At 68.5% G+C, this 13737-nt stretch carries 15 protein-coding genes; 3 read left to right on the top strand and 12 right to left on the bottom strand.

Translation table 11 applies throughout. From position 1 onward, the window contains the following. Positions 1-331: 331 nt before the first annotated feature. Complete coding sequence (locus tag A33M_RS22425; protein ID WP_008387711.1) at positions 332-796, bottom strand: methyltransferase; 465 nt, start codon at positions 794-796, stop codon at positions 332-334. A 44-nt stretch (positions 797-840) separates the two neighbouring features. On the opposite strand from A33M_RS22425, the gene A33M_RS24960 reads away from it, so the two are divergent. Together A33M_RS24960 and A33M_RS12830 are read left to right on the top strand one after the other, a co-directional pair. Then, the gene (locus tag A33M_RS24960) at positions 841-1107 is read left to right on the top strand and encodes an MmgE/PrpD family protein (protein WP_008387709.1); all 267 of its coding nucleotides are present in this window, start codon (positions 841-843) and stop codon (positions 1105-1107) included. After that, complete coding sequence (locus tag A33M_RS12830) at positions 1089-1313, top strand: methylisocitrate lyase (RefSeq protein ID WP_202801876.1); 225 nt, start codon at positions 1089-1091, stop codon at positions 1311-1313. Before A33M_RS24960 ends, A33M_RS12830 begins: the two co-directional genes overlap by 19 nt. Before the next feature lie 24 nt (positions 1314-1337). On the opposite strand, the gene A33M_RS12825 is transcribed toward A33M_RS12830, so the two are convergent. The 6 genes from A33M_RS12825 to A33M_RS12800 form a co-directional block, all read right to left on the bottom strand. Then, a complete protein-coding gene (locus A33M_RS12825; protein WP_272943326.1) occupies positions 1338-2201 on the bottom strand; it encodes a metal ABC transporter permease in 864 nt (287 codons plus the stop codon). A 5-nt stretch (positions 2202-2206) separates the two neighbouring features. After that, complete coding sequence (locus A33M_RS12820; RefSeq protein WP_008387703.1) at positions 2207-3076, bottom strand: metal ABC transporter permease; 870 nt, start codon at positions 3074-3076, stop codon at positions 2207-2209. Between the two features lies 1 nt (position 3077). Beyond that, positions 3078-3986 (bottom strand): manganese/iron ABC transporter ATP-binding protein, encoded by a 909-nt coding sequence (locus tag A33M_RS12815; protein WP_008387700.1) that lies wholly within the window; start codon positions 3984-3986, stop codon positions 3078-3080. Continuing rightward, positions 3983-4903 (bottom strand): metal ABC transporter substrate-binding protein, encoded by a 921-nt coding sequence (locus tag A33M_RS12810; RefSeq protein ID WP_008387698.1) that lies wholly within the window; start codon positions 4901-4903, stop codon positions 3983-3985. The genes A33M_RS12815 and A33M_RS12810 overlap by 4 nt, the downstream gene beginning before the upstream one ends. 168 nt (positions 4904-5071) lie before the next feature. Continuing rightward, positions 5072-5476 (bottom strand): anaerobic ribonucleoside-triphosphate reductase, encoded by a 405-nt coding sequence (nrdD, locus tag A33M_RS24955; RefSeq protein ID WP_272943325.1) that lies wholly within the window; start codon positions 5474-5476, stop codon positions 5072-5074. A gap of 98 nt (positions 5477-5574) precedes the next feature. Further along, on the bottom strand, positions 5575-7740 hold the full coding sequence (locus A33M_RS12800; protein ID WP_040620480.1) for a heavy metal translocating P-type ATPase: 2166 nt from the start codon (positions 7738-7740) through the stop codon (positions 5575-5577). Positions 7741-7803: 63 nt separating this feature from the next. Between A33M_RS12800 and A33M_RS12795 the strand changes: the two genes are divergently transcribed. Next, on the top strand, positions 7804-8244 hold the full coding sequence (locus A33M_RS12795) for a MerR family transcriptional regulator (protein WP_008387692.1): 441 nt from the start codon (positions 7804-7806) through the stop codon (positions 8242-8244). A gap of 80 nt (positions 8245-8324) precedes the next feature. On the opposite strand, the gene A33M_RS12790 is transcribed toward A33M_RS12795, so the two are convergent. The 5 genes from A33M_RS12790 to A33M_RS12770 all read right to left on the bottom strand — a co-directional run bounded on the left by A33M_RS12790 (position 8325) and on the right by A33M_RS12770 (position 13063). Continuing rightward, positions 8325-8684 (bottom strand): hypothetical protein, encoded by a 360-nt coding sequence (locus tag A33M_RS12790; RefSeq protein ID WP_008387689.1) that lies wholly within the window; start codon positions 8682-8684, stop codon positions 8325-8327. Continuing rightward, positions 8681-11233 (bottom strand): ferrous iron transport protein B, encoded by a 2553-nt coding sequence (feoB, locus tag A33M_RS12785; protein WP_008387688.1) that lies wholly within the window; start codon positions 11231-11233, stop codon positions 8681-8683. The genes A33M_RS12790 and feoB overlap by 4 nt, the downstream gene beginning before the upstream one ends. Positions 11234-11284: 51 nt before the next feature. Next, the gene (locus tag A33M_RS22965) at positions 11285-11743 is read right to left on the bottom strand and encodes a FeoA family protein (RefSeq protein ID WP_008387687.1); all 459 of its coding nucleotides are present in this window, start codon (positions 11741-11743) and stop codon (positions 11285-11287) included. 112 nt (positions 11744-11855) lie between these two features. Beyond that, entirely contained in the window at positions 11856-12653 is a 798-nt protein-coding gene (locus tag A33M_RS12775; protein WP_008387686.1) for a DUF4198 domain-containing protein, read from the bottom strand. An 86-nt stretch (positions 12654-12739) separates the two neighbouring features. After that, positions 12740-13063: a hypothetical protein gene (locus A33M_RS12770; RefSeq protein ID WP_008387685.1), complete on the bottom strand. Its 324-nt coding sequence runs from the start codon at positions 13061-13063 to the stop codon at positions 12740-12742. Positions 13064-13737 lie beyond the last annotated feature (674 nt).

Below are 13737 nucleotides of genomic sequence, written 5' to 3'. Positions count from 1 at the left end.
GCCCCGCCGCAAGCCCTCAAAGCCGTGGCCTGACCACGACGCTTACGAAAAACCGGTATTTTCTAGCACTCTACATTTCTTAATCGAGGCGCTCCGAGCGCGCCAATAACCCCTTACTATTCAATGGCTTGTAAGAACGCTCGGTCCGCCGGCCCGATCGCATTTTCCCCCGTAAGCACCAAGTGAGCAAAGCGGCGGAGCCGCCGAGGCCCGTGTCCGTCGTGATGCCGGGGACAGTTCCACGGGCGCCGAATCGCCGAGCCTGTCTCGGTCGACGCGAAGAACGGGCCATGCGCATTCGCACGGGTCGAGCCATGGTCTTCCGTACTCCTCACAGCAAGCGATTGGCGCCCTCCCGACACTGCTGTCGCCGGTGGCGCGTGCGATCACCTGCGCGCTTCGGGGACATCGGGACGGCATCGACGTCGAACGTGCCGAGGGTCGTTCCGGGAGGAAGGCGAGCGTCCACGACATCGCGCTCGACGCCGCGACGGGCCTCCGCCGACGGGACAGCGACGAGATTTTTCGCGTAGTACAGCGTCATCGAGGCGACGATCAGGTCGTAGCCGTGACCGAGATCGACGGTGTCGTAATCGCCGGCGATCACCGAGATGCGCTCGCGTGCCTCGCTCTCCGCCACCGCGGCCTTGATACGGCCGGCCGGCTCCGGCAGGTCGAGGATCACGACCGACAAATCCGGCCGGCGGGCCGCGACGGTGGTCGCCAAAACCTCGGAGCCGGCGCCGAGATCGAGCAGGCGCCGCGCCGCCGGCCATTCCGGCAAGGCCTCCAGCACGGCGAGCGTGGTGTCCGCAGGCGCTGATCGATCTCGCCCGCCTAATGGGACCGCGGATCGGCGATCTCTCCCGCGTGAAGAGCATCGTCATCCACACCAGCCACCACACCCACCATGTGATCGGCACCGGCGCCGACGATCCGCAGAAGATGGACCCGAAGGCGAGCTGCGAGACGCTCGATCATTCGATCATGTACATCTTCGCGGTCGCGCTGTCGGGCGTGCTCGCCATGCACACACCGCTGATCCTCTACGCCGCACGCCGCATTTCACGGCGCAGGAGTTCGAGGCGATGGGCTACCGGATGGTGATCTGGCCGGTGTCGTCGCTGCGGGTCGCCGCCAAGACGCAGGAGAGACTTTATGAAATCCTCGCCCGTGACGGCAGCACGCAAAAGATGCTCGGCCAGATGCAGACCCGCGCCGAGCTCTACGACCTGATCGGCCTCGCCGACTACGAGGCGCTCGACGCCTCGATCGTGCGGACCGTGCTGCCGAAGCTCTCCGAAGTCGGATGACGCCGGCAGCTATCGGGCGGCGCGTCAGCTTGCCGGTGGCGGGCTCGGCGCCGGCGAGGTCCGCCGGCCCGCCAGAACGCCCCGGCCGGGCGCGAACAGGAAGGCGGCGAAGAACACGCAGGCCTGCACGAGCACGATGCAGGCGCCGGTTGCGCCGTCGATGTGGAAGCTCAGAATGGTGCCGACCGCGGCCGAGCCGGTCGCCACCAGCGTGGCGATCGCCAGCATCCGGCCGAAGCGGTCGGTGAGGAGATAGGCCGTCGCGCCGGGCGCGATCAGCATGGCGATCACCAGGATGATGCCGACCGCCTTCAGCGAGGCGACGATCGTCAGCGCGAGCAGCACCAGAAGGCCGTAATGCAGCACGCGCACCGGCAGGCCGATGGTGCGGGCGTGGTTGGGATCGAAGCAATAGACCAAGAGATCCTTCCGGCGCAGCAGCACGACCGCGAGCGTGCCGCCGGCGACGATCGCGGTCTCGACGAGGTCGCGCGCCGTCACCCCGAGCACGTTGCCGAACAGGATGTGGTCGAGATGCTGGTCCGTCTCGATCTTGGTGAACAGCACGAGCCCGAATCCGAACATGCCGGAAAACACGATACCCATCACCGTGTCCTCCTTCACCCGGCTGTTCTCTCTCAGATAGCCAGTGAAGACCGCGCAGAACAGGCCGGCGGCGAAAGCACCCACCGCCAGCGGCAGGCCGGTCACATAGGCGAGCACGATGCCGGGCAGCACCGCGTGCGAGACCGCGTCGCCCATCAGCGACCAGCCCTTCAGCACGAGGTAGCACGACAGCACCGCGCACACCGCCGCGATCAGCACGGCGACGACGAGCGCGCGCTGCATGAACGGATAGGCGAGCGGCCCGGCGATCCAGTCGACCAGCGTCGTCACGGTGCGGCCTCCAGGATCGCCGTCCGCCGGCGACGCGCCGCGACGAGGCCGTGCTTCGGGGCGAGCACGAAGGCGGCGAGAAAGATCACCGTCTGCAGCGTGACGATCACGCCACCGGTCGCGCCGTCGATAAAATAGCTGACATAGGCGCCGACCGCGCTGGTCGTCACGCCGAGCGCGACGCTGATCACGATCAGCCGGCCGAACCGATCGGTGAGGAGATAGGCGGTGGCGCCCGGTGTCACCACCATGGCGATGACCAGGCAGGCGCCGACCGTCTGCAGGGCCGCCACCGTGCAGGCGGACAGTAAGGTGAAGAAGATCACCTTCAGGGCGGCGACGCGCAGGCCGATCGAGCGCGCGTGGCTCTCGTCGAAGAAGACGACCATCAAATCCTTCCAGAGAAGCAGCAGGACGAGGAGCGAAACCCCGGCGATCGCCGCGACCTGGACCACGTCCTCGTCGGCGATCGCCAGAATGTTGCCGAGCACGATGGTCTGGATGGAAACCGAGGTCGGCCGGATCGAGGCGATCAGCAGGCCGGCCGCGAACATGGTGGTGAAGACGAGGCCGATCACCGCGTCCTCGCGCAACCGTGTCTTCTGGCGCACCAGAAACATGCCGGCGGAGGCGAGGAGGCCGGCGAGAAACGCGCCCGCCGCGAACGGGGCGCCGGCGAGATAGGCGACCGCGACGCCGGGCACGATGGCGTGGCCGAGCGCGTCGCCCATCAGCGACCAGCCCTTCAGCATCAGATAGCTCGACAGGAAGGCGCAGACGCCGCCGACCAGCGCACTCACCCAGATCGCCTTCAACATGTAGTCGTAGGCGAACGGGAGCAGGAGCTCGGACAGGATCGCGTCCATCTCAGCCCCCTCCTGCGCCGTCTCGACCGCTCTCGTCCTCGCCGTAAAAGACCAGCGGCCGCTCGTCGTCGGACAGCACGGTGACGCGGCGGGCGTCGGCGTCCTGGTGGAGCGCCGTTCCGCCGAGCTGAAAATTGCGCAGAACGCCGCCGAAGGTGCGCTCGAGATTGTCTCTGGTGAACACCTCGGCGGTCGGGCCGGCCGCCAGCACGGTGCGGTTCAGCAGCACCACGCGATCGCAGAAATCCGGGACGCTGCCGAGATTGTGGGTCGACACCAGCATCACGTGGCCGGACCGGCGCAGCTCGCGCAGCAGATCGACGATCGCCGCCTCGGTCTTCACGTCGACGCCGGTGAACGGCTCGTCGAGCAGGATGATACGGCCCTCCTGGGCGAGCGCGCGGGCGAGGAAGACGCGCTTCTTCTGGCCGCCCGACAGCTCGCCGATCTGGCGCCGCCGGAACGCCGTCATGCCGACCCGCTCCAGCGCCTCGTCGACCTTGCGGCGATCGGCCTTGGACGGGATGCGCAGAAGGTTCATGTGGCCGTAGCGGCCCATCATCACCACGTCGTCGACCAGCACCGGAAAGTTCCAGTCGACCTCCTCGCTCTGCGGCACATAGGCGACCACGTTGTGCTTCAAGGCCTCGGCGACCGGCCGGCCGAGCAGCCTCACCTCGCCGACCGACGGCCGCACGAATCCCATGATGGCCTTGAAGATGGTCGACTTGCCCGAGCCGTTGACGCCGACCAATGCGCAGATGGTTCCCGGCTCGAGCGCGAACGAGGCGTCGCGCACCGCCGTGAAACCGTTCGGATAGGTGACGCTGACGCGCTCGACCGACAGGCCTGCACTGGGCCGGGACGCGTCGTGTAGGTGGAGGCGTCCGGCAGCGAGGGGCGCGTTCACGTGCGGAACCCTTTCGCGATCGTCTCCACCGTGACCTTCAGGAGATCGAGATAGGTCGGCACCGGTCCGTTCTCGGCGGAGAGCGAGTCGACATAGAGAATGCCGCCGTAGCGCGCTCCGGTCTCGCGCGCGACCTGCTTGGCAGCGCGGTCCGAGATCGTGCTCTCACTGAACACCACCGGTATCTCGTTCTTGCGAACGAGATCGATCACCTTGCGGACCTGCTGCGGCGTGCCCTGCTGATCGGCATTGATCGGCCACAGATAGGCCTCGTGCAGCCCGTAGTCGCGGGCGAGATAGCTGAATGCGCCTTCGCTCGTGACCAGCCAGCGGTGGTTCTTCGGGATTGCCGAGAGTCTCTCCCGCAGCGGCGCGTCGAGCGCGCGGATCTGCTCGGAATAGGCCGCCGCGTTGCGATCGTAGGCCTCGGCGTTGGCGGGGTCGTATTTCACCAGCGCCTTGCGGATGTTCTCGACATAAACGAGCGCATTGGTGGGCGACATCCAGGCGTGCGGATTGGGCTTGCCGGTGTACGGCCCGTCGGCGATGCCCATCGGCTCGATCCCCTCGGTGAGGACGACGCTCGGCACCTCGCGCACGTTCTGGAAGAACTTCTCGAACCACCGCTCCAGATTGAAGCCGTTCCACAGCACCAGATCGGCGTCCTGGGCCCGCACGATGTCGAGCGGAGTCGGCTGATAATCGTGGATCTCCGCTCCCGGCTTGGTGATCGACTCGACGATCGCACGGTCGCCCGCGACGTTCTGGGCGATGTCCTGGATCACCGTGAAGGTGGTCACGACACGGAACGGCTTCTTCCCCTTCGTTGCAGGCTCCTGCGCCGACGCACCGCCCGAGAGGCCGATTGCCAGGATTGCGGCGCACGCGCCGATGATCCGCCGTCGTGTGACCGTCATGTTCCGCTCCCCGCGGCGTGCCGCACCCGAACGGATCCAGGTCCGGGTCCGGCATGGTGTGGATCGAAGTCCTGATCATAGCAGCGACTCTTTAAATTAGCAACGGCTATATTTGTACGAACGTCGACGCACCCGCGTATGCGTCCACGCGGACGAGCATCGGTGTGATCACCCGAACGAGGATGCGGCGCGGATCCGTATTTCGCTACCGACGGGGAACCGCGTTTGCCGCCGCGACCAAATCCACATCGTCACAACCGGCCGGCCGGAACGGCTGGAGACGATGGCGATGGACACCGGGTGCGGCGAGGTCGGCGGCGAGGGCTGCGAGATCGTCGTCGCCGAGCAACGCCGGAACAGGCCGGGTCCGCGCTTCAACAGCTCGCGCAGGTCGAGTTGCGGGCGGCAGCACATCGAGCGCACCATGTGCGGCTTCAGGTCGGACTCGAGGAAATTCTGGAAATACGGCAGGCCGTATTTCGCGGTCATCTCGAACAGCCGCCCGGCGTTGTCGCTCTCCCACGTCGACCGCGGTCTTGCGGTCGCGCCGCAACCGGGCGCGCTGCTCGCGATGGACGATGTAGGCGCGCGCCGTGGCGAAGTGATCGGCCGAGATCAGTCACCCGAGTCGCGTCAAGCCGCGCGCCCGCCGCATCCCCGTGAAATCGGCGTCACGACCGGCGGGCGCGGTCGGCCTTCGGGTTCCATCGCAGCAGCCGCATCGCGTTGGCGGTCACCAGCACGGTCGCCCCGGTGTCGGCCAGGATCGCCGGCCACAGCCCGGTGATGCCGAGAAGGGTCGTCACCAGAAAGCCGGCCTTGAGGCCGAGCGCGATGCCGATGTTCTGACGGATGGTCGCCAGCGTGGCGCGCGACAGCGCGACCATGTGCGCGACGTCGGCGACCCGGCCGTGCAGCACCGCGGCGTCGCCCGTCTCCAGCGCCACGTCGGTGCCGCCGCCCATCGCGATGCCGACGTCGGCGGCCGCCAAGGCCGGCGCGTCGTTGATGCCGTCGCCGACCTTGGCGACGACACGCCCGCGCGCCTGCAGGTCGCGGACGATGCGCTGCTTGTCCTGCGGCAGCAGGCCACCCTGCCCGACAATGCCGAGATTTTGCGCGATCGCCGCTGCGGTGTGGAGATTGTCGCCGGTCAGCATCACCGGGACGATGCCGGCGGCCTTCAGCGCGGCGAGCCCGGCTGCGGCGTCGGGCCGGGGCTCGTCGCGCATCGCGATCAGCCCGGCGACCGCATCGCCCGCGAGGAGAACCGCGACCGTCTTGCCGTCACGCTCGAAGGCGGCGACACGGGCCTCGCACTCGGCGCCGAGCGACACGCGCGCATCGGCGGCCGAAGCCGAGCCGAGAAACAGCGCCTCGCCGCCGAGCCGGCCGGCGATCCCCTGGCCCGGCACCGCACCGACGTCGGCGGCCGGCGGCACCGGCGCGCGGTCGGCCGCGGCGCGGGCGAGAATGGCACGCGCGAGCGGATGACTGGCCCCGGTCTCCAGCGCCGCTGCCATCGACAGCACCTGCCGCTCGCTGCGCCCGAGGCCGACCAGGTCGGTCACCCGCGGCTTTCCTTCCGTCAGCGTGCCGGTCTTGTCGAACGCCGCGTCGGTGATCTTGCCGAGCGTTTCCAGCGCGGCACCGCCTTTCACCAAAAGGCCGCGGCGCGCGCCGGCCGACAGCGCGGCCGCGATCGCCGCCGGCGTCGAGATCACCAGCGCACACGGGCAGCCGATGAGCAGGAGCGCGAGGCCCTTGTAGATCCAGGCGTCCCAGGCGGCGCCGGCGACGACCGGCGGCGCCACCGCCACCACCGCCGCGACCGCCACCACGGCGGGCGTGTACCAGCGGGCGAAGCGGTCGATGATCCGCTCGGTCGGCGCCTTCGCGTCCTGCGCCTCCTCGACCAGCCGGATCACCCGGGCGATGGTGTTGTCGGCCGCAGCCTTTGTCACCCGCACCCGCAACGCCGCATCGGTGGCGATCGAGCCGGCAAACACCGCGTCGCCCGGCTGCTTGGACGCCGGCACGCTCTCGCCCGTCACCGGCGCCTCGTCGACGTCGCCGACGCCCTCGACCACCACGCCATCGGCGGCGATGCGGTCGCCGGGACGCACCAGGATCACGGCGCCGACCTCGAGACGTTCGGCCGGCACGGCGGCGATGCCGCCGTCGCGCTCGACCAGCGCCTCCTTCGGGAGCAGCGCCGAGAGGCCGCGAATGCCGGCGCGGGCGCGCCCGGCCGCGACGCCCTCGAGCAGCTCGCCGACCAGAAAAAGAAACACCACCATCGCCGCTTCCGCGGTGGCGCCGATCAGCACCGCCCCGACCGCCGCGATCGTCATCAAGGTCTCGATCGAGAACGGCGTGCCGGCCCGCGCGGCGGCGACCGCACGCCGGGCGATCGGCACCAGGCCGACGGCGAGCGCGGCGAGAAAGGCCACGCTTTCCAGCGCGGGGATGTGCGTGCCGATCGCATACGCGCCGGCGAGCGCGAGGCCGCAGGCGAGCGTCGTGACGCCCTTGCGGGTTCGCCACCACGGCGCATCCGCCGGGCCGGCGTGATCGTGCCCCGCCGAAGGCACCGGCCCGGTGGTGGGCGCCGGATCGAGCGGCGCGACGCCGTAGCCGAGCGGCGTCAGGCTCGCCCGCAGCACCGGCAGCAGGGTTTTGTCCGGCGGATGCGTCACCGTCATCGCGCCGCTGGCGACAGACACCTCGACGCCCTCGACCTCGCGCAGCCGGCTCACCGCCGTGCGCACCTTGGCGGCGCACGAGCCGCAATCCATTCCGGTGACGCGGTAGCGCGTCTCGACGAGGTTCGACATCACGAAGCCCTTTCCATTCACGCCGCAGCGGTACATCCTCCAGCGACTAGAGGAGCAAGGGCGATGAGCGGAAAAAATGCCGACGAGGATGCGGTGCCGATCGGCGAGGCCGCCGGCCGGAGCGGCGTGAAGGTGCCGACCATCCGCTATTACGAGCAGATCGGGCTCTTGCCGGCGCCGGCACGCACCGAAGGCAATCGCCGGCTCTATGGCGGCGCCGACCTCCGCCGCCTCGCCTTCATCCGCCATGCCCGCGAGCTCGGCTTCGACGTCGACGCAATCCGGACCCTGCTGTCGCTGCAGGACCGGCCGGAGCAGTCCTGCGCGGCCGCCGACACGATCGCACGGGCGCGCCTCGCCGAGGTGCGGGAGCGGATCGGACGGCTGAGGGCGCTGGAGGACGAGCTGACGCGGATGATCGACGAATGCGCCTGCGGCCGGGTCGCCGAGTGCCGCGTCATCGAGACGCTCACCGAGAGCCACCGGCACGGCTCGCTGGCATAGACGCCGAGCCATCGTCGGCCGGCAGTGCCGATGGAATGCCGACGCCCGAGCCGGCACCCTCGCGCCGGTGAAGGCGGAGATCAGGCCTCGCGTCGCTCAGTGTCTGCGCAAGCCTTGGTATCGGCGCATGCCGCGTCGGTGCACGGCGTACCGCCAAAACCCGGCGCGGCCGAGCAGCCGCATCCGCTGCCGCAGGTCGCGCAGGCCGGCTGCTTGCGGCGGCCGAGCAAGCCCCAGCTCCGCAAAAGATAGGCGAGCGCGGCGAGCGCGATCAGGATCGCCACCGCGACCTCCCACGGCGCCGCCGTAGCCTCCGCGCTCAGATCGATCCGTTGTGCCGGCGGCACGGCGGCGGTGGCGCCGGTGATCGTCGGCACGGGCGCGCTCATGGTCGCGTTCATGGTCGCGTCGGTGGCGGCCTCGGTGGTCGTCGTGGTCATCGTCGTCCCGCTCGAATGATCGTCTCCCCGGCGATCGATTGCTCCGGCGTTACCGTGCGCCCGGTCCGCAGCGGCGCCGACAGGCCGACGATCACCAGCAACGCCACCGCGATCGCATAGACGACCGACAATGTCGCCAGCCCGCCGAGCGCGAACGCGCCGCCGATCACCTGAACCGCGGTCGCCACCGTGAGACCGAGCACGGTCGGAAAGGCGATCGCGAACAGCATCCAGCGGGTCGAGCCGGTCTGCACCCGCACCATGATCATGGTGGCGAGGCACGGCGGATAGAGCGCGAAGAACAGCATCACCGACACCGCCGTCAGCGCCGTGTAGGCGAGGCCGCTCCCCTGCCCTTCCATCCTCTCTTCGAGCCGCTTGGCCTCGCCGTCGTCCGATCCGAACAGCACCCCGAGCGTGGCGACGCTGCTTTCGCGCGCGGCGAAGGAGCTCAACAGCGCGACGTTGATGCGCCAGTCGAAGCCCGCATAGTGGGTGACCGGCTCCATCGCCCGGCCGACCCGGCCGAGCGAGCTCACCACCAGCCGCTCGTCCTTCATCTCGCGGCGCAGCGTCTTGCGCTCGTCTGCGAGCGTCTTCAGCGCGCTCTGCGCCTTGCGAAAACCGGCGTCGCGGCTGCGCAGCAGGAACGGCGCGAAATCCGGATGGTTCTTCGCATACGCCGCGTCGATCGCCTCGCTCGCCTCCCGCCCGCCGGCATTGAGCCGCTCGGACCGGTAGTCCGTGTAGACGTTGACGAGATCGATCAGCTTCTCCTGCGTCGCCACCCGCGCCGCCAGCGGATTGTCCGCCATCTGCACCTGGAACGCGGCGATCGCCTGCTCGGCGCGGTCCTGATAGTGCGCGAGACGCTCCGGCGACAGCCCCGGATACTGCAGCAGCACGTAAATCACCGCCGCGACCGCGACGACGATGGTGCCGACCTTCTTGACGTAGAGCCAAGTGCGGTCGACGGCCCGCCGAACCACGCCGCCGACGGTCGGGAGGTGATAATACGGAAGCTCCATCACGAACGGAGCCGTCTCCATCTTGCGCAGCACGGTGACGGTGAGGAGCTTTGCGACGAGCAGCGCGACGACCACCGTGATGGTGGACAGATAGAACAGCACCAGCCCCTTGTGATCGGGAAAGAACATCGCGATCAGCAGCGTGTAGAGCGGCACCTTGGCGAGACAGTTCATGAATGGAACCGTCAAAATGGTGGCGAGCCGCGCCCGCGGATCGGGGATCGCCTTGGTCGCCATCACGCCCGGCACCGCGCAGCCGCCGGCAAACACGCCCGCCAGCACCAACGGCAGCGTCGATTGCCCGTGCAGCCCGAACCGCTTCAGGATGCGATCGAGGATGAAGGCGATGCGGGCCATGTAGCCCGTGTCCTCGAGGATCGCGATCAGCGCGAACAGGATGAGGAAGATCGGGACGTAATTGAGCAGCGTGTTGACGGAATCGACCATCCACAGGCCGAACGCCCGCACGAACGGGTCGTGCAGAAAGCCCGCCTCCGGCAGCAACCCGGAGACGAGATTGCGGACGCTCGCGAGATACGGCCAAGTGACTTTCGTCAGCTCGTAGCCCTGCACGATCGAGAGCTGATAGACGGCCCAGATCGTCGCCAGCAGAAACACCGGCGCGAGCCAGCGGTTGAGCAGCACGCGGTCGATCCGCTCCGACATCGGGATGCCGCCACGCCGCTCGCCGCGGCAAGCCGCCGCCATTTCGACGGCGAGGCCCGCGCGGCGTGCCACCACATGGTCGGCGACCGTCGTCCCGGTCGCCTCGAAGGTTTTGCGCACCCGCTCGGCCTCGTCGCGCACCGCGGCGCGCGCCTCCTCCGGCCCGGCGAGCAGGCCGTCCGCCTCGACGCCGCCCTCCAAGAGCGCGAGCGCCAGCCAGCGCGGCGTCACCGCCGGCGGACAGAGCGCCCGCGCGACGATCTCCCGCTCGAGCCGTTCGAGCCCCTCCTCCAGCGGACCGTAATCGACCACACGCGCGGTGCGCACGCCCTGCCCCGTGCGGGCGATGTCGCGAACAGCGGCTTTCAGCGCGGCGAGACCGACGCCGCGCCGGCCGACCGAGGCGATCACCGGCACCCCCAGCCGCGCCGACAGCGCCGCGGTGTCGACCGAAAATCCGAGCCGCTCGGCGACGTCCATCATGTTGAGGACGACGACCACCGGCAGCCCGGTCTCGAGCAGCTGAAAGGTGAGCGGCAGGCCCCGCTCGAGCGCCGCGGCATCGACCACGTCGACCACCACGTCCGGACGCTCGCGCAGCAGAAAGTCGCGCGCGACCTTTTCCTCGAGCGAGAACGAGGTGAGGCTGTAGGTGCCCGGCAGATCGACCACCTCGACCCGCAGGTCGCCGTCGCCGTAGCGGCCACTCTTCTTCTCGACGGTGACGCCCGGATAGTTGGCGATGTGCTGACGCGCACCGGTCAGCGCATTGAACAGCGTCGACTTGCCGGCGTTCTGCTGGCCCGCCAGGGCGACTTTCAGAAAGGATTTCGGAGCGGAGATCGAATGCGACATGGGCTTTCCAGAGCGGGCGCAGCGGAGCGAACTTCGGGCGAAAGCGCCGCGTCAGGGGCCGCCCGCGCCCGAAAAGACGTCGGGGCCGACCAGCAGAACCTCGATCCGCGCGGCCTCGACGCGGCGCAGGGTGAGGAAGGTGTCGTGGATGCGGATCTCGATCGGGTCGCGCAGCGGCGCGTTGCGGATCACGTCGACGCGCACCTCCGGCACCAGCCCCATGTCGAGCAGCCGCCGCCGCACCGGGCCGTGGCAATGCAGCGCGACCACCCGGCACGCCTCGCCGGGAAGCACGTCGTCGAGGGTGGCCGGCGGGCCGCCGTCACCACGGCGGCACCCGGTGCGCGCGCGGCGGCGAAAGCGGCCACCGAACAGGCTGCGCAAGCCGCGCGGACGGCCGTCGAGCGCCGTCGCCGTCTGGTCCGCCAGCCGGCCGGTCCGGCAACCGGCGCCGTCCGCTCCACCTCCGCCTCCGCCGCCGATCCGATCTCGCATCGTGGTGTCCGTCATGGTGCTCGCCTCCGCCGAACGGCCGCACCCGGCCGGCCGGCGAGACGCCGACCGACCGGGCCCGGCGGTCGCTCGAGATCAGGGGGAAATCGACGACCGGTCCGACCGACGATCACTCGAGGTCGAAAGCGCGGACCCAGATCACCGCGTCCTGACTCAGCTCCTTGCCCTCGTGCTCTTTCGCCGGTCCGGTGCCGAGCGCGGCAAAGCCCCAGAAGCCGGCCTTCGGCACGCCGAAGGTGAACACGCCGTTGGCGTCGGTCACGGCGACCAGCGCACCGCCTTCGGGCGGCTTGGCGGTCACCTTGCCGGGCTTGTTCGTCTTCATGTCGGGCGGCGCGGCGAGATACTCGATCTCTATCTCGGCACCGGCGACCGGCTTGCCCTCCGACAGCACCACGCCCGAGAAGGTCGAGCCGGCGAGCACGTTGGTCGGCTTGACCAGCGGCACGATCTCGGTCGGCAGGCCGAGCGGCTTCTCCCATCCGGTCGGGATGCCGCCCTTGTTGAGATACGATTTGGTGATCTGCTGGATGTAGCTGTCTTCGCTCTTCTCGAAATACGGCGCCGGCGTCAGCGCGACCACGTAGTCGCCGTTGCGCTTGACGTCGAGCATCACCTCGTAGGCTTTCGCGGAGTTGTCCGCGCCCTTGAAGGTGATCGGCTTCAGCTTGGACGTGAGATCGATCGGCTCGCCCTTGAAATAGACCTTCAGCGACTCGGGTGCGGCCATGTCCATCGCATGGCCGTTCTCCATCGGGTGCCAGAAGATGAACTTCATCGGCACGGTCGCCGGCTTGTCGAGCACGACCTGGGGCGTGTAGGCGAGCTGAAAATGCGCCGAGGCCGGCGCGAGCGCGACCGAGCCGAACACGGCGGCGAGCAGAACGCTCTTCATCGTCCAATTCATCGTTCGGGAATCCTCGTGAGGTGACGGGTGAGACGGGCCGGCACGCCGCACGTGGCGCAGCGCGTGTGATCGGCCGATGCACGTGATCAGTTGATGTCCTTGCCGGGGATCTCGATCTGGTGGCCCTCACCGGCGTCGAACAAGACCTTGTATCCGGCGGCCGGCTTCTCGAACGTGAACTCGCTGTTCTTGTTCATGGCGCCTTCGACGACCGGCTTCCCGTCCGCGCCGAACACCACCATCTTCACGCCGGAGGCCGACGAGCCGTCGGAAAAGCCGCCCTCGCACAGCACGGTGCCGTCCCCGTTGTCGTAGCAGGAGCACAGCGCCGTGTGGGCGGAGGCGGCACCGATGCCGCCCGCGAAAGACAGCGCCAGCGCCGCAACGGCGATCGATCGAAAACCTGTCATTCAAAGCTCTCCCCTCGTCGAACGGCCCCGAATACTCGCGTCGTCCGGCCGGAGTCCCGGCCCGAACGGCGCCGCCTCGGCCGAATGCCTGCGAGAGGACGCACCGGTCCGATCGCGGAACCGCAGGTGCGATTCCTCGCCGCATCGGCCGACAGAACCGAGCGTCCAGGCAAAGACCACGACCGAGCGCCGAGCCAATAGCCACGGCACCTCGCGACGATCGTAAGATCGTCCGATGTCTTCGGAGTCGTTTCGTGGCGCTGTTGGTATGAAACGGGCCACGCAGCGTCAATCGAACGGCATTTACATTGCGGCTATTCCAACATATGCAACGTTATGCACTCATAATACCTTTTTATGCAGCAAATGAATGTGAACGAACAATGCGCTTCACTGAAGTCGACATGCAGACGAACGCGCCCGCGAGACAGACCGAGCCGAGACGATGCACGGCCGCGACCAGTCGTCGGTATGACGTTTTTTAGTAACCGTAAGACAATAGCAACGCTATTACATTTCGCGAGGGCCGCGATGTGGTCGGCGGAACGGCCGAGCACGTCGAAAACCGACGCGCTCGATCATCCATCGGCCCGGGCCGCGGCGACCGGGCGATGCAGTGAAATGTCCCCGATTTTGGGACCAAGGCGTAAGTTGGAAGTCGGCGGCTCCGTTTG

The organism is Rhodovulum sp. PH10, assembly GCF_000293785.1.
GTDB lineage: Bacteria > Pseudomonadota > Alphaproteobacteria > Rhizobiales > Xanthobacteraceae > Rhodoplanes.
Note: the sequence above shows the minus strand (reverse complement) of the source record. Positions and strands in the feature narration are given on the sequence as shown.